The sequence below is a fragment of the Planctomycetota bacterium genome (genome assembly GCA_038746835.1).
GTDB lineage: Bacteria > Planctomycetota > Phycisphaerae > Tepidisphaerales > Tepidisphaeraceae > JBCDKH01.
This window is the reverse complement of record JBCDKH010000077.1, coordinates 1-15,128: the sequence shown is the minus strand read 5'-3', so window position 1 is coordinate 15,128 and position 15,128 is coordinate 1. Positions and strand designations below refer to the sequence as shown.

Annotated in this window: 12 protein-coding genes, 1 tRNA gene and 1 pseudogene; 9 read left to right on the top strand and 5 right to left on the bottom strand. The window is 66.2% G+C overall.

Annotated features, from left to right (window positions below; genetic code table 11):
- Both AAGI46_09260 and AAGI46_09255 read left to right on the top strand, forming a co-directional pair.
- A partial coding sequence (locus AAGI46_09260; GenBank protein ID MEM1012393.1) for a hypothetical protein occupies positions 1–445 on the top strand: 445 nt, incomplete at its 5' end.
- A gap of 50 nt (positions 446–495) precedes the next feature.
- Entirely contained in the window at positions 496–1,029 is a 534-nt protein-coding gene (locus AAGI46_09255; GenBank protein ID MEM1012392.1) for an FKBP-type peptidyl-prolyl cis-trans isomerase, read from the top strand.
- A gap of 14 nt (positions 1,030–1,043) precedes the next feature.
- On the opposite strand, the gene AAGI46_09250 is transcribed toward AAGI46_09255, so the two are convergent.
- Positions 1,044–1,118: transfer RNA gene (locus AAGI46_09250), tRNA-Pro, on the bottom strand.
- Between the two features lie 50 nt (positions 1,119–1,168).
- Between AAGI46_09250 and purD the strand changes: the two genes are divergently transcribed.
- The 3 genes and pseudogenes from purD to AAGI46_09235 all read left to right on the top strand — a co-directional run bounded on the left by purD (position 1,169) and on the right by AAGI46_09235 (position 4,265).
- Complete coding sequence (gene purD / locus AAGI46_09245; protein ID MEM1012391.1) at positions 1,169–2,323, top strand: phosphoribosylamine--glycine ligase; 1,155 nt, start codon at positions 1,169–1,171, stop codon at positions 2,321–2,323.
- A 12-nt stretch (positions 2,324–2,335) separates the two neighbouring features.
- Positions 2,336–2,497: pseudogene (locus tag AAGI46_09240) on the top strand (phosphoribosylglycinamide synthetase C domain-containing protein).
- 13 nt (positions 2,498–2,510) lie between these two features.
- Positions 2,511–4,265: a glycosyltransferase family 39 protein gene (locus AAGI46_09235; GenBank protein ID MEM1012390.1), complete on the top strand. Its 1,755-nt coding sequence runs from the start codon at positions 2,511–2,513 to the stop codon at positions 4,263–4,265.
- Between the two features lie 19 nt (positions 4,266–4,284).
- On the opposite strand, the gene AAGI46_09230 is transcribed toward AAGI46_09235, so the two are convergent.
- Genes AAGI46_09230 through AAGI46_09220 form a run of 3 tightly spaced genes read right to left on the bottom strand, consistent with a single transcriptional unit; the run spans position 4,285 to position 7,301 of the window.
- The gene (locus AAGI46_09230; protein ID MEM1012389.1) at positions 4,285–5,199 is read right to left on the bottom strand and encodes a GNAT family N-acetyltransferase; all 915 of its coding nucleotides are present in this window, start codon (positions 5,197–5,199) and stop codon (positions 4,285–4,287) included.
- Positions 5,196–6,137, bottom strand: coding sequence for a polysaccharide deacetylase family protein (locus AAGI46_09225; protein ID MEM1012388.1), 942 nt, complete (start codon positions 6,135–6,137; stop codon positions 5,196–5,198). The genes AAGI46_09230 and AAGI46_09225 overlap by 4 nt, the downstream gene beginning before the upstream one ends.
- 3 nt (positions 6,138–6,140) lie before the next feature.
- Positions 6,141–7,301, bottom strand: coding sequence for a class I SAM-dependent methyltransferase (locus AAGI46_09220; protein MEM1012387.1), 1,161 nt, complete (start codon positions 7,299–7,301; stop codon positions 6,141–6,143).
- 140 nt (positions 7,302–7,441) lie between these two features.
- Between AAGI46_09220 and AAGI46_09215 the strand changes: the two genes are divergently transcribed.
- Both AAGI46_09215 and ppdK read left to right on the top strand, forming a co-directional pair.
- A complete protein-coding gene (locus AAGI46_09215; GenBank protein MEM1012386.1) occupies positions 7,442–8,971 on the top strand; it encodes a hypothetical protein in 1,530 nt (509 codons plus the stop codon).
- Between the two features lie 102 nt (positions 8,972–9,073).
- Positions 9,074–11,809 (top strand): pyruvate, phosphate dikinase, encoded by a 2,736-nt coding sequence (ppdK, locus tag AAGI46_09210; protein ID MEM1012385.1) that lies wholly within the window; start codon positions 9,074–9,076, stop codon positions 11,807–11,809.
- 108 nt (positions 11,810–11,917) lie between these two features.
- Here the strand turns inward: ppdK and AAGI46_09205 are convergent, their stop codons facing one another.
- Positions 11,918–12,742 (bottom strand): PEP-CTERM sorting domain-containing protein, encoded by an 825-nt coding sequence (locus AAGI46_09205; GenBank protein ID MEM1012384.1) that lies wholly within the window; start codon positions 12,740–12,742, stop codon positions 11,918–11,920.
- 197 nt (positions 12,743–12,939) lie between these two features.
- On the opposite strand from AAGI46_09205, the gene AAGI46_09200 reads away from it, so the two are divergent.
- The gene (locus AAGI46_09200) at positions 12,940–13,731 is read left to right on the top strand and encodes a sugar phosphate isomerase/epimerase (protein ID MEM1012383.1); all 792 of its coding nucleotides are present in this window, start codon (positions 12,940–12,942) and stop codon (positions 13,729–13,731) included.
- Positions 13,732–13,753: 22 nt separating this feature from the next.
- Positions 13,754–14,986 (top strand): aspartate kinase, encoded by a 1,233-nt coding sequence (locus AAGI46_09195; protein ID MEM1012382.1) that lies wholly within the window; start codon positions 13,754–13,756, stop codon positions 14,984–14,986.
- Positions 14,987–15,128: the final 142 nt, after the last annotated feature.

Genomic DNA, 15,128 nt, shown 5'->3' with positions numbered 1-15,128 from the left:
GTCGGCCGACGCTCGTTGCACGCCGCTAACCTGCCACGTGGCCGACGACTCCGACGCAGTGACCGTCCGGCGGACGCCGCCGAGAGAGCTGGCGCCGAAGTTCGGCGTCGGCAAGCTCACCCACCACGTCTTCCTCTGCGATGGCCCGGCCTGCTGTGATTCCGAGCTCGGAAAAATGGCGTGGGGCCAACTCAAACGGCTTGCCGCTCAGGTCAACCTCGATGAGGAGCAGGACGCCTCGCTCTTTGTCACACGTTGCAGCTGCCTCAAGTTCTGCGATCGCGGCCCCATTGCCGTCGTCTATCCCGATGGCACGTGGTACGAGCAGGCCGACGCCGACGTGATTACGCGGCTCATTGAAGAGCACGTCCTCGGCGGCAAGCCGGTGGAGGAGTTCCGTTTCGCGACGGACGACCTGTGCAGCCGCGACCGGGACCGCGACTGAGCGCTGCGACTCAACGCGAGAACGTGCGGCTACTGCTGCTACTGTCGACCATGAAGCCGCTGCCGCGCATGACCAGTTTTCGCGGAGCCCTGGCCGTCGTTTCGTTCGGCGTTGCCCTGGCCCTGATCCTCATCTTCAACGCCGCCGGGATGCAAGACGACACCACCGCCGAGCCCGCCACTCAACCCGCCGCCGCTGAGGCAGGCGAACTGATCGAGGGTGAGCGTGGCCTCAAGTACCGCGTCGTCGCTGCCGCCCCCGACGGACGAACAGCCCAGACGGGCGACGTGGTCATGGTTCACTACACCGGCAAGCTGGATGACGGCACCGTCTTCGACACCAGCCGTCAGGTCCGACGCGGCCAGCGCGAAGCGTTTCCCGTGCCGATCACGCTGCGGCTTGGCGACGGCATGGTCATCCCGGGTTGGGAGATCGGCCTGACAGGCATGGAAGTCGGCGAGAAGCGCGTCCTCATCATTCCGCCGGATCTCGCCTACGGCGAAGCCGGTGCCGGCGGCGTCATTCCGCCCAACGCGACCCTCACCTTCGATGTCGAACTCGTCGGCCTCGCCCGCCCCGAGTGAGCGGCCAGGCGAAGTCGGGCTGACAGGATTCGAACCTGCGACCTCCTGACCCCCAGTCAGGCGCGCTAACCAAGCTGCGCTACAGCCCGCGATGGCGGAGGGCACACTAGGCCTCGCGACGCCGCTAGACTCGCGGCCCTTGGCTACGGATTCCGACAGCAACGCGTCTACTGCTCCGCTCACCGTCGCCCTGCTCGGCTCGGGCGGTCGGGAGCACGCGCTGGCATGGAAGATCGCCCAATCGCCGCGGCTGACGAAGCTCTTCTGCCTGCCGGGCAATCCCGGCATGGCCAGAGTCGGGCCGATGGTGGAATGCCGGGACGTCTCGCCGAGTGACGCGGACGCGGTGATTGCGTTCTGCCGCGAGCACGGGGTCGACTTCGTCGCCGTCGGTCCGGAAGACCCGCTGGCGTCGGGCATCGCCGACGCGTTGGTCACGGCGGGCATCGCCTGCTTCGGCCCGGGCAAACAGGCCGCCAGGCTCGAAGCCGACAAGGCGTTCGCCAAAGAGGTGATGCGAGACGCGAATGTCCCGACGGCCGAGAGTCGCACATTCCACAGCCACGCCGAGGCCGACCGGTTCGTCAAGCGACGCGAGGCCCCGATGGTCGTCAAGGCTGCGGGTTTGGCGAAGGGCAAGGGCGTGGTCGTCTGCGACACGAATGATGAGGCCATCGAAGCGGTCCGGCAGGCGATGAGGCTTCAAGCCTTCGGCGATGCCGGCAAGACCGTCGTCGTGGAAGACAAGCTCGAAGGCGTCGAGTGCAGCGTGCTTGCTCTGGTCGACCACGGCGACATCTTCGTCCTGCCGCCCTGCCAGGATCACAAACCCGTCGGCGAGGGCAACACCGGCCCGATGACGGGCGGCATGGGAGCGTACTGCCCGTCGACCACGCTCTCGGCGGCCGACCTCGCGGCGGTCGAACAGAACGTCATCATTCCGACGCTTGACCGGCTCGCCGGCGACGGCATTCGCTATCGGGGCTGCCTGTACGTCGGCCTGATGCTGACGCCCGACGGGCCACGTGTGCTGGAGTTCAACGTGCGCTTCGGCGACCCCGAAACGCAGCCGCTAATGATGCGTTGGCAAGGCGACCTGCTTTCAGCGCTGCATGCGACGGCAACAGGCACGTTGGCAGCCTTCGTCGAATCGGGCGGCATTGCGTTCGACGACCGGGCCAGCGTCTGCGTCGTTCTTGCCAGCGGCGGCTATCCCGGCAGCTACGAGAACGGCCGGGAGATCACCGGCACGAGCGGGCTCGATTCGGACGATCTGGTCGTCTTCCACGCCTGAACGAAGCAGAATCGCGACGCCCTCGTCACCGCCGGCGGACGCGTTTTGGGTGTGACGGCTCTCGGCGATGATCTGGCCGCTGCACGCGAAAAGGCCTATGCCGCGGCAGAGGCAATCGACTTCGACGGCGTGCACTTCCGACGCGACATCGGCGGCGGAGGAAGTACCGAGTAAGGAGTATCGAGTAATGAGTCAGCAGAAGCCTCCTCTCCAGCACTCTTTACTCCTTACTCTTTACTCGGTACTTCTGGCCTTTCTGATCTGCGCTGCCCTCTGGCCCGCGACGCGGTGGGTCGAGTTTTCGACGGGCAGCGAGCAACTCGTCGTCGCGGCGGCGCTGGAGTCGCAGCGCGAAGGCACGTGGGAGCGGCGTCTCGTCCCGACGATGGCCGGCGAGCCGCGACTCCGAAAACCGCCGCTGACGACGTGGCTGGCGATGGCGGTCGTGTCGACGGACGAAGCCCGGCAGCTCGCCTCGGGCTCGATCGACGACGCCGCATTCGCATGGGCGGCGATGAAAATCCGCGGCGTCGCGTTGCTGCTTGGAGCGCTCACGCTCGTGCTGACGTTCGAGCTGGGCCGGGTGCTCGTCGATCGCGAGGCTGGTTGGCTGGCGTTGGCGGTGTGCGGATCGACGTTCTTCTTTGCCGAGCAGTTCTCGCGTCTGACAACGGACGTGGTGCTGGCGACGACGGTGGTCGGTGCGAACGTCGCGTTGGCCCATGCGGTGCTGCGTGGCAGGCGCTGGGGCATCGTGGTGTGCGGGCTGATGCTGGGGTTCTCGTTCCTCGCGAAGGGACCCGTCGGTCTGTTGATGACCCTGGGACCGCTCGCAGTGCTTTGGCTCGTCATGAAGGTAGCTGCGGGGCTGCGGCCCGCAGTCCGACTGAGACCCGCAGGGTCGCAGCTACCTGTCAGTGTCGCGGTGTTTGGAAGCCTCTTGGTGTTCCTGCTGATCGCGGTTCCGTGGTTCGTCTACGTGCTCCGAGCAGAGCCCGGTGCGTGGAGCGTCTGGACGCAGGAAGTGGCGCGGACGGACCAGACGGTCCCGTCAAGCGACCCGTGGGCCTACCTCATCTTCCCGCTGCTGACGGGGCCGTGGGCGATCTTCACACTGCTCGGGCTGGTCGGGGGGCTGCTGCTCGTGCGACGTCGGCTGCCGCGTTTGATGCGGACGGCCCGACGGCACCGCGTCGGCCTGCTATGGGCAACGTTGATGGTCGTCGTACCGATCGTGGTGATGACGCTGTTTCGCGATCGCAAGGACCGCTACCTCCTGCCGCTCATCCCGCCCGCGGCACTGCTTGCGGGTGTCGCGATTCGGACGATCGCCGCGAACGTCGTGCGGCACCCGAAGCTCGGCCACATCATCTTTGGCCTGAACTGGCTGGTGCTGCTCGCCTTCGCCGTCGGCATGCCAGTCGCGACGATGGTCCTGCCGCGGAACGAGTACGACGACCCGTCGTCGTGGCTTCCGGTGTGGCTCGGCATCTCACTTGCCGTCGTCGGGCTGGTCTGCTGGCTGCTCTGGTTTCGACTCGGTGGCGGGCACAAGTGGCTGATTCCCGCCCGCGTCGTGACGGCGACGGTGTTTCTGTTCCTTTTTGCGACCAACGTCTTCCTCGCCGGCTACGCCAACAGCCGCGAGGCCAAGGCCGACCTGAAGCCGATCGCCGAGGTGATTCGCACCCAGACGCCCGACGCCGACGTCTGGCACGGTGAGACATTCGTCCCGCCGGGCCTGTTGATCTACAGCGGCCGGATTGTCCGACCGGAGCCGTCGTCGTTCGATCCGGCGAGTCAGCACGTCTTCGTGAAGCGGCAACGTCGCGCCGAGACCGACCCGCCGCCGACGATGCCGGAGCCGTGGCGCGTGCTGACGACCGCCCGGCGAGACCGCAGCATCTGGTGGGCCTTTGTGAAAGAGCCGACCTCGCCGTGAGCGGGTCGACCGACAACCGTCAGATGTAATCGATGCCCGCGTAGCGCACGCCATTCGGAGCCGGGAGCGAAGGTGCCTCATCCGCCAGGCGTCGTGCAAGCAGGTCGAACTGCCAGTGCACCCGCATGCCGAGCGATCGCGCGACGCCAGCGGCCGGGTCGTTCGTCGCAAGCGGCCAGCGGACCGGTCGAATCCCGTGCTCGGCTGCATGGGTGACGATCGACCGGACGAGGCTCGAAAGCGACTCCAGCGTCGGCGTGTGCCACGCGAGCAGTTCGAGGCGTTCGGTATCGCTGTGCAGCTTGCCGATGCCGACGAGTGCGACCGTGTCTCCGGACACGGCAGCTCGAAACCTGTACCGCCCTCGGTACGGATGAACGCGGAGCCAGTTGACAAGCGGCCGATCGGCCACGCGACCCGGCGTCGATATCGCGTCCAATCGCCGCGCGGCGTCGGTGAACGCCTGATCGCCCACATCCAACCAACGCGGTGATGCAGTCCCCTGATCCGCAACGGGCTCGTCCAGCAGGAACGCATCGACCGACGCGGCCGGCTCGAATCCCGAGCGGACGTACCACCGGTACGCGGGCGACGTCGGTTCCTCACGAAAGACCGTCGCGAATCCGACGCCGGCCGGCGGAGCGTCGGCGAGGAAGCGTTGCATGCGTGAGCCGAGCCCCGTGCCGCGTTCGGCCTCGGCGACGGCGACGCACGTCTGGTGGACGACGCTGACGCTGCGGCCGTCGGTGTCGATGGCGAGTTGACGCGGCTCGAATGGAATCGCCCCGACGATTCGACCGCTACGCACCGCGAGCACCGCTCCCATCGCCAGCACGTCCCACGTCGCTCGGTCGCGTGGCGTGAACCCGCTCTCGGCGATGAACGCCAGCGTCGCGTCAGCATCGGCGGGCGTTGCGTAGCGGATCTCGGTCACGCGGCGCTCCGAAGCGACAGCGCTTCGCCGATGGGCGGCAGGTCAATCGCGTCGAAACGCGGCAGGTCGTGGAGGTCGGTGCGACGACCATGGATGGGCTGCTTCTCGGTGCCGACGCTGATCCGAAGGCCGATTGCGTCGACGGCATCGCGAAGCCCTTGTCGGTCGGCATCGCTTGCGCCACTTCCCCCGAAGGGGCATGCAAACCATGTCGGCCGCTCGTCGAGCAGGTCGGTCAGCCAGTCTGCACAGTCGGCGATCTCGCGGGACATCGCCTCGGCACCGAGAATTGGCAGCCCGCGATGGCTCACACCGTGCACGCCGACGACGTGGCCGCGGTCACGAAGCGTCTTCACATCGGCCTCGCTGAGAAACCACTCTTCGGCCAGATCGCGTTCGTTCACACCCGCGGAGTCGAGGCACGCGGCGACGACGGCTCGGGCACGGTCTTCGTCCAGGGCGAAGTTAACCGCGTACTTGATGCGTGCCCGGCGATCGGGTTCGTAGTGGTAGATGCGACGAGCCTCGGCCGGGTCGCCCAGAGCCGTCTCGCCGACGGTGGAGACCAGCGCATCCCAGAGTCGGTCTTCGTCGCCGAGCGCCCAGTGCAGCGCGTGCGTGAGGGGCATCGTGCCGTCGCGGCTCGGTCCGGCGAGCACGAAGAAGACGCCGCGTAGCCCACGCCGATCGAGTACCGGTGCCGCGACGTCGAGGTGATCGCGTGTCCCATCGTCGAACGTGAGCAGCGCCGGCGGCAGCGGCTCATGCCAGCCGTCACGAACCTCGGCCGCGAACGCGTCGGGCTCGAGTGGGCGATAGTGCGTCTGAAGCCAGTCGAGCTGCTGCTCGAATGCATCGAGCGACAGCGGCCGAATCCCAGCGGGCGGCGTGGGCCGGGCCGGGCGGACGTAGTGGTACATCGCGGCGATCGCGGACATCGGTCACTCGGGCTTGCGGACAACGTGAACGTGCATGCCGGCCGGTCCGGCAGGATCGATGGCTTCCGCCAATAGCGGGCGTAGCAGCGCGTCGAGACCGGCGAGCAACAGCGGCTTGACCACGTCCCACGCCTTGGCATCGCAGAGCGAATCACGGGCGGCTTTGAACTGCGGAAAAAACGGCCGAAGACCTGTGTCCCAGAACTGGAGCACCGGCTCGCCGATCAGCGGGCGACTCTCGACGTGTGACAGGCCGGCGCTGGCGAATCGATCACGCCAGTCGTCGATCGAACGTGCCGTCTCGAACGCGTGCCGCCCACGGTCCAGGCGACGCAGACGCCTTGCTGCCGCGTGGTCGTTCGCAGCCTCAGCCTGATCCGCTTGTGGATGGAAGAAGAGCCGGTCGCCAAAGCCCTCGGCCATCGCGGACACCAGCAGCACGCCGCCAGGCCGAAGCACGCGGTGGACTTCCTGGAGCGTCGCCGCGATCGCGTCTTCGTCCAGCTGGCCGAGCATGTTTGAAAAGACGACGCCCATGCTTACGTCAGGCACTGGCAGCTTCGTGACGTCGGCCTGCTCGACACGCTCGAAGACGCCCAGCGCCGCCGCGCGTTCGACGGCACCCGGCTTCAAGTCGACGCCGACGGCAATCTGTCGGCCTTGTGCGGTGATCGCCGGGGCGAATCCGGTCGCGTCGAACGTCGCGTAGGCGTCAGCAGCACCGGCGTTGGTGGCGTGGAAGACGTCGAATGAACTCTCGAATCGCCAGCCGTTGAGCAACGCCGCGTGAACGCCGTCACCGCAGCCGAGTTCGAGCCACGGGCTTGATGGACGGCCGATGGCCTGGATCGCGTCCAGCGCGGCTTTGGCCTCCGCCCACAGGATGATCGCCGTCTCGGGTCTCGCCCAGAAGGCGGACAGGTAGGCGTCCCACAGGTCGCACGGCCCGACCGTCGCCCGCTGTTGGCGACGGGCCTCGGCGAGGACCTGCAGCAGCGAGGTCAAGCAGAAGTCGGTGTCGCCTGCGAGGTCGCCGATGCTGGCGACGTTGATTGGGGCGACGCACTTCGGGCAAAGCGTCGCGTCGCCGGGCACCTCGGCACCACAGACGCCGCACGTCAACACGGCGGGCTGGAGCACGTTGGGGCTCGGCTTGGCAAGCATGGCAAAGGTCGCTGGCGCACCGCGTTCGCGACCGCGAATCGGCACATTCTGCTTATCGGCGGTGAGATTGGTCGCGCATGAGCGGTCGGCGTTCGTCGAGCGGTCGTGCCGAAACGCTGGATTGCCGATAGGCTCGGGCCGTGCCTGCGTCGTCATCGCGACTCGACCTCGTGGCGGCGTCGACGGCGACGGGCATGAAGGTCCTCAGCTGGGCCGTCGCGGCCGCGGTCGTCTACCGCCAACTCGGCGAGGCGGCGTTTGCGGTCCTGGCGATGACCCGGGCGACGCTGGGCCTCTTGAACTACACGACCTTCGGCCTCGGTCCGGCGTTGACGAAGCTCGTCGCCGAGGCGGAGCGTGCTCCAAACAACGAGGATTCAAGTCTCTCCGATAAGAAACCGAATCCGGTCAGCCGCGGCTCTACGAGCCGCAGGTCTGGAGGCAACGATGATCTGCCCGCTACCGACCCAGACCTGCGGCTCGTAGAGCCGCGGCTTGCAGAAGACGTGGACTCACAAACTCGTAGAGCTCCGATCCTCGATTACCGCGGGCGACGTCGCTACTGGCCACCGCTGAACGCGACGCGGATCCCGTACCACCAACGCGGGAGTCCGGCATCCCTTCTAACGACGACCAATTCACTGCTCGTCGTGATGGTAATTGCGGTTTCAGTTGCGTTGTTCTTGTACTCGACGATGTACTCGACAGTTCACGCTGTGCCCGGCCGCGTGCCCGATGGGATCGCGTTCCTCGTGATCTTTCTTGGGCTCGGCCTCTTTCTTCGCTTGATGGCTGATGCCGTCGGCGGAGCATCGCACGCCCTTGGGCACGTCGCCCACGACCAGTCATTCTCGGCAGCGGCAGACCTGTTATGGATCGTGCTTCTGGCCGCACCGCTGTTCTACGCGAGCGGGATGAACCTCGGCCTTGGTTGGGTCGGTGGGACCTTCTTCATCTCGGGGCTCGCTGCGTACCTTGGCCGCTTGCAATTCGCGTCGCACGTCACCGGCTGGAGTAACCGGCGACACGCGACGCCCGCCGACCGAACTGCACAGAAGAAGCTCCTCACCTACGGCGGCCTGGTGACACTCGGGTCGGCGGCGGACTTCCTATACGCCCCGATCGACTACTTCATCCTCAACCGGCTCGTCGATCCGCTTGCCCCGGCCGTGTACGCCCCGGCGGTGCAGATCGACGCGGCGATCCTCGTGCTCGTCTCGGCCGTCGCGACTGTCGCCCTGCCGAGTGCCGCCCGGCTCGCGGCGGCGGGAGACATGGCCGGCGTGTGGCGCGGCTATCTCCGTGGGTCCCTGCTGGCTGGCGGGATCGCGATGGCGATCGCCCTGCCGGCGTGGCTGTTGTCGCCGTGGGTCTACACGCTCTGGCTTGGCGACGACTTGCCTGCGACGCGGGCGATCCTGCCGCTGGTGTTGGTTCACACCGTCCTCGGCAGCGCGGCGGGTGTCGGGCGGGCGACGCTCGTCGCCGTCGGACAGGCGAAGAGCTACGCGGTCGTCGTGCTCGTCGGCGGGCTGGTCAACGTCGGGTTGAGCCTGCTGTTCGTGAAGCTGGGCCTCGGCATCAATGGCGTCGTGCTCGGGACGGTGCTGAGTGTCGGGCTGCGGTGTCTGGTCGTGTTGCCGATTCTCGTGCGTGTCGCAACGCGATAAATTGACGCAAGTCTGGGGCGTTTCTACATTTCGTCCCCACCTTTTCCCAGCGGCCCGGAGACAATGCGGCCGCTTTCCTCTGATAAATCAGCCAAAACCTACATGCCCCGCACCGCGTCCCCCGCGAAGCGCGCCACCAAGGCCGCAAAGAAGACCGCCAAGACGGCCAAGAAAATCGTTAAGAAAGCGACAAAGAAAGCCAAGACCGCCGCACGCCGAGTCGCCGGCAAGCGTGTCTACTTCTTCGGGCCCAGCGGCACCGAAGGCAAGCGCGACCAGAAGCTCCTCCTCGGCGGCAAGGGTGCCAACCTCGCCGACATGACCACCAGCGGCTTCCCCGTGCCGCCCGGGTTCACCATCACCACCGAGACCTGCGCCGAGTACAACTCCGGCGGCAAGAAGCTCCCGGCCGGCCTGATGGACGAGGTCGCCAAGAACGTCCGCAAGACCGAACGTGCCACCGGCAAGAAGTTCGGCAACGCCAAGAAGCCCCTGCTGCTCAGCGTCCGCTCCGGCGCGGCCGTCTCCATGCCGGGCATGATGGACACCGTCCTCAACCTCGGCCTCACCGACGAGATCGTCGAGGCGATGGCCAAGACGAACGACCGCTTCGCCTACGACAGCTACCGCCGACTCATCAACATGTACGGCGACGTGGTCGTCGGCGTGCACCACCACTACTTCGAAGAGGCCATCTCGGCCATGAAGAAGGCGCGTGGTGTCGAGGAAGACACGGATCTGACGGCCGACGACCTGAAGAAGCTCTGTGGCGAGTACAAGAAGGTCTTCAAGAAGCACGCCGGCTTCGCCTTCCCGCAGAACCCTGAGAAGCAGCTCGAATTGGCCATCGAGGCCGTGTTCAAGAGCTGGGACAGCGACAAGGCGATCAGCTACCGACGCGCCGAGGGCATCGGCAACCTCGCCGGCACGGCCGTCAACTGCCAGACGATGGTCTTCGGCAACATGGGCGACGACTGCGCCACCGGCGTCGGCTTCACGCGTGACCCGTCCAGCGGCGAGAACAAGTTCCTCGTCGAGTACCTCGTCAACGCCCAGGGCGAAGACGTGGTCGCGGGCATCCGCACGCCCAAGGGCCTTACCGCCATGAAGAAGGAGCTTCCGGCCATGTACAAGGAGCTCATGAGCATCCGCGAGCGTCTGGAGAAGCGCTACCGCGACATGCAGGACTTCGAGTTCACGCTGGAGCAAGGCACCTTCTACATGCTCCAGACGCGCAATGGAAAGCGCACCGGCCGGGCCGCGCTGAAGATCGCGACGGACCTGCTCAAAGAGAAGAAGGTCGACCAGAAGCAGGCCGTCCGCCTCGTCACGCCGGGCCACCTGGATCAGCTGCTCCACCCGGCGTTCCAGCCGGCCGCCCGCAAGTCGGCCAAGGTGCTGACCAGCGGCCTCAACGCGTCGCCCGGCGCGGCCGTCGGCAAGCTGGCCTTCACCGCCCAGGATGCCAAGCAGCGTGCCGAGTCGGGCGAGGCCGTCATCCTGGTCCGTCGCGAGACGTCGCCCGAAGACGTCGACGGCATGCACGCCGCTCAGGGCATTCTCACCAGCACCGGCGGCAAGACGAGCCACGCGGCCGTCGTCGCCCGCGGCTGGGGCAAGCCGTGTGTCTGCGGCGCCGGCGCCGTTGAGATCAACGCCTCCAAGGAGACTGCCACGATCAACGGAAAGGTCTACGGCCCAGGCGACTTCCTCTCGATCGACGGCACCACGGGTGACGTCCTCGACGGTGAAGTCCCGACGCAGGACCCGGAGCCGGATCGCAACTTCAAGAAACTCATGACGCTGGCGGACAAGTTCCGCAAGCTCAACGTCCGCACCAACGCTGACACGCCGGCCGACAGCAAGAAGGCCCGCGAGTTTGGTGCCGAGGGCATCGGGCTTTGCCGGACTGAGCACATGTTCTTCGAGCCGGAGCGGCGCGGCCCGATGCGCGAGATGATCCTCGCGACCACCACCAAGGGTCGCGAGAAGGCGCTCAAGAAGCTTCTGCCCATCCAGCGGAAGGACTTCGCCGGCCTGTTCAAGGCGATGAAGGGCCTGCCCGTCACGATCCGCCTGCTCGACCCGCCGCTGCACGAGTTCCTGCCGCACGTCGACCAGTACAAGGAGATCGAGCTCATCGCCGGCAACACCGGCGTCACGCCCGACGAGGTCCGCGCTCGCATCACCGCACTGCACGAGTCGAACCCGATGCTCGGCCACCGTGGTTGCCGACTGGCCGTGACGTATCCCGAGATCCTCCGCATGCAGGTGCGGGCGATCCTGGAAGCGGCGCTTCAGGTCGGTGGGAACATCGTTCCGGAGATCATGATCCCGCTCGCCGGCACGGACAAGGAGCTGAGCTACCTCATCGAGCACCTGCACGACGAGGCCCAGCAGGTCTTCAAGGCCAAGAAAAAGAAGTGCAAGTACCTCGTCGGCACGATGATCGAGGTGCCCCGCGCCGCGATCACCGCCGACCAGATCGCCGCACAGGCCGAGTTCTTCAGCTTCGGCACGAACGACCTGACGCAGATGACCTTCGGCTACAGCCGCGACGACGCGGGCGTCTTCCTTCGCGAGTACGTCGACAAGGGCATCCTGCCGGAGGATCCGTTCCAGAGCCTCGATCAGAGCGGCGTCGGCGAAATGGTGCGCATCGGCGTCGAGAAGGGCCGAGCCGCCCGCAAGGGACTGAAGCTCGGCATCTGCGGCGAACACGGCGGCGACCCGTCCAGCGTCCACTTCTGCCACGAGGTCGGCCTCGACTACGTGAGCTGCTCGCCATTCCGCGTCCCAATCGCCCGCCTCGCGGCAGCGCACGCAGCGCTGAAGTAGTGATCGCCTGAACGTTGCCTCGTCAGTCGAATAGCTGACAAGGACAAACAGAAGCCGCGACGACCCGAAGGTCGGCGCGGCGTGTTTTGTTGCGAGTTTAAAACGGGGTCAGCCGCGGCGGCGGAGTGCTGCAAGCGCTCCGAAACCAACCAGAGCGAGTGTCGACGGCTCGGGAATCGGCGGGTTGTACGCCAGGTTGGAAAGCGACGGGCCGACGTCGCCAAGAACCGTGGCAGTGCCGGTCACGAGGTCGAGCGACGCGATGTCATCGCCGAGTGCAGCGTAGAGCTGGCCGTCCGGACCGAAGTCGAGACCGCTGACGCCGAAGAAGCTGAACCCGGTTTCGCCAACGAGCGTGGCGACGCCGGTGACCGGATCGATCGTGTACAGCGAATCGGTATCGTTAGCGAGTCCGTAGACTGTGCCGTCAGGAGCAACAGCAACGCCGGCGAAGTCAGGCTCGTCGAGTGAGTTCGTGATGACGGTCGGCGCACTGATCGAGCCGGTGAGGCTGATCGTGTAGATCTCGTCGCCGCCATCGTTGTCGACGAGGTCACCGACGAAGTAGAGGAACGAGCCGTCTGCGCTCAACGACAGGCCACCCACGGAGGTGTCGTCGATGCCGCCGAGGTTGCTGACGAACGTCGAGACGCCGTTGTTCAGTTCGTAGAGGCCGAACGTGCTCGGATCGAAGCTGAAGCCGCCGGTGACGATGTAGTAGCCGGTCAGGTTGGCACTCAGATCGAGCCCGCGGACAAAGTCGCCACCCAAGGCCGGGCCGGGCGTGGTGACCGACAGGTCGTCGGTATCGAACAGAAGGAGCGAGTCGGGCGAACCCGCGGTCGGCGTCCCGGCAAACGGCAACGCAAACGCTGAACCTGCCGGCAACGCAGCGGCAAGCACTGCCGCAGCAGTGAAACGGTGTCTTTTCATGGGGTCTCTCCTGATATCTGTCGCCCTGGTGAGGCGACGGCGATTGGTCGGGAGCGAAGGTAACGAAATTCGCCTTCGGGTTCAACGCCCGGGAACGGTTGCCAGCGCGACGGGGAAGACAGGTCCTCGGCGCAGGAACGCGACCCAAATGCCGGCAAGTCGCAGACGTTCAGCTAGCACCTCAGTAAGCTGCGTCCATGCCGATGCCCAAGCTCGCTGTGCAGCTCTACACGCTGCGGGACTATTGCAAGACCGAAGATGATCTCGCGTCGACGGCCAAGCGGCTTGCGGAGCAGGGGTGGCCGGCGGTGCAGGTGAGTGCTGTCGGCGTGGAAGATCCGGCGACGGTGAGGCAGATTCTGGACGAGCACGGGCTGGTGTGCGTCGCGACGCATGTTCGGCCGCCGTCGTCGGCGTGGGAGACGCCGGATCAGGTGGCCAGCGATCACAAAACGCTCGGGTGCGATCTCACGGCGGTTGGTGGGTTTTTCCCGAGTGCAGAGGACGCAACCGAGGCCACCTGGCTGGCTTGGATCGAGCAGTTCAACGATGGCGTTGCGAAGCTCAAGGAGCGCGGCGTCCGGTTCGGGTACCACAACCACTCGCACGAGTGGGCCAAGCTTGGCGGAAAGGATGCCTTCGAGGCGAAGCGGCCGATGGATCTGCTGGTGGAGCACGTCCACCCCGACGCGTGGTTCGAAATCGACACGTACTGGGTCGCTCACGCGGGTGGTTGTCCGGCGGCTTGGCTGCGGAAGCTCAAGGGGCGTGTGCCGCTGATCCACGTGAAGGACCTCGCCATCGATGCGGGTCGCACGCAGTACATGGCGGAGATCGGCGTGGGCAACCTCGACTGGAACAGCGTCATGGCGGCGGCGGATGAGGCGGGCGTCGAGTGCTACTGCGTCGAGCAGGACACGTGCTATCGCGACCCGTTCGACTCTCTGGAAACCAGTCTGAAGAATCTGAAGGCGATGGGGCTGGGATGACGCCGCATACGGTGTGCGGCTGATGCCGCTGATCGTCCAGAAATTCGGGGGAACGAGCGTGGCGGATGCCGATCGAATTCGGCACTGCGCGTCGCGTGCGGTGGCGGCGAGGCGAGCCGGCGACGACGTGGTCGTCGTCGTGAGTGCGATGGGCAAGACGACCGACCAGCTCGAGCAGCTGGCGGCCAGCGTCGCCGGTGGAAGGCCGCCGAAGCGGGAGATGGACCAGCTGTTCGCGACCGGCGAGATCGTCACGGCCGCCCTGTTTGCGATGAGCGTCTACAGCCAGGGCGAAGACGCGACGAGCTTCACCGGGCCGCAGATCAACCTGCAGACCGACGACGCCTACACGAAGGCGCGGATCAAGGCGATCGACACGCAGAAGATCCTTGCAGAGCTTGGCGAAGGTCGGATCGTCGTCGTCGCAGGCTTCCAGGGCATCGCGCCAGGCGGCGAGACCACGACGCTCGGCCGAGGCGGCAGCAACGCGACGCTGGTCGCCCTCGGTGCCGTGCTCGAGGCGAGCGTCTGCGAAAACTACACGGACGTCGATGGCGTCTACACGGCCGACCCGCGGATCGTGCCCAACGCCCGCAAGATCGAGCGGATCACGTACGACGAGATGCTCGAACTCAGCGGCCTGGGTGCCGGCGTGCTGCAGACGCGGGCGGTGGAGTTTGCAAAGAAGTACGACGTGCCGATCCACGTCCGCAACAGTCAGAGCACGGCCACGGGGACGATGGTCGTGAAGGAGACGCCCGAAATGGAAGACATTCTCGTCAGCGGTGCCGCCCTGAAGCGGAACTTGATTCGCGTGACGCTGGCCAACGTGCCCGACCACCCCGGCATGGCGGCCGACCTGTTTCGCGAGATCGCGGCATCCAACATCATCGTCGACGACATCATCCAGAACGTCTTCGATGACGGGACCGCCAACATCTCGTTCACGGTCGAAGATGGCGATCTGCACGACATCCGCCCGGTCGTGGACGACCTGCTCAAGCGCCTCGGCGACGACCAGCGCAAGCCGACCGTCCGGTATCAGGAAGGACTCGCCAAGGTCAGCGTGGTCGGCGTGGGCATGCGGTCGCACAGCGGCGTCGCACGTCGCATGTTTGCGGCTTTGGGCGAGGCGAAGGTCAACATCGAGAACATCACGACCAGCGAGATCAAGATCTCCTGCATCGTCAGCCACGGCGACGGTCCACGCGCGCTCCAATCAGTCCACGACGCGTTCGACCTCGGTGAGAAGTGAGGTCGAGCGATGAGCCGCCCGGGTTTGTGGGCGCTCGCTCCACGCGACGCGCCCGCTGCGGCGGGCGGCTACGAGGTCGGTCTGCAATGGGATTGCCCGCGGGTTGTGAACGACCGCGTCGCTGCCCTATTCGATAGAAATC

Excerpts from the sequence above, each read along its gene's own strand:
- AAGI46_09225 (MEM1012388.1), bottom strand. The coding sequence starts at position 6,137 with ATGTCCGCGATCGCCGCGATGTACCACTACGTCCGCCCGGCCCGGCCC.
- AAGI46_09235 (MEM1012390.1), top strand. The coding sequence starts at position 2,511 with ATGAGTCAGCAGAAGCCTCCTCTCCAGCACTCTTTACTCCTTACTCTT.
- AAGI46_09205 (MEM1012384.1), bottom strand. The coding sequence starts at position 12,742 with ATGAAAAGACACCGTTTCACTGCTGCGGCAGTGCTTGCCGCTGCGTTG.
- AAGI46_09255 (MEM1012392.1), top strand. The coding sequence starts at position 496 with ATGAAGCCGCTGCCGCGCATGACCAGTTTTCGCGGAGCCCTGGCCGTC.
- AAGI46_09220 (MEM1012387.1), bottom strand. The coding sequence starts at position 7,301 with ATGCTTGCCAAGCCGAGCCCCAACGTGCTCCAGCCCGCCGTGTTGACG.
- AAGI46_09195 (MEM1012382.1), top strand. The coding sequence starts at position 13,754 with ATGCCGCTGATCGTCCAGAAATTCGGGGGAACGAGCGTGGCGGATGCC.
- ppdK (MEM1012385.1), top strand. The coding sequence starts at position 9,074 with ATGCCCCGCACCGCGTCCCCCGCGAAGCGCGCCACCAAGGCCGCAAAG.
- AAGI46_09200 (MEM1012383.1), top strand. The coding sequence starts at position 12,940 with ATGCCGATGCCCAAGCTCGCTGTGCAGCTCTACACGCTGCGGGACTAT.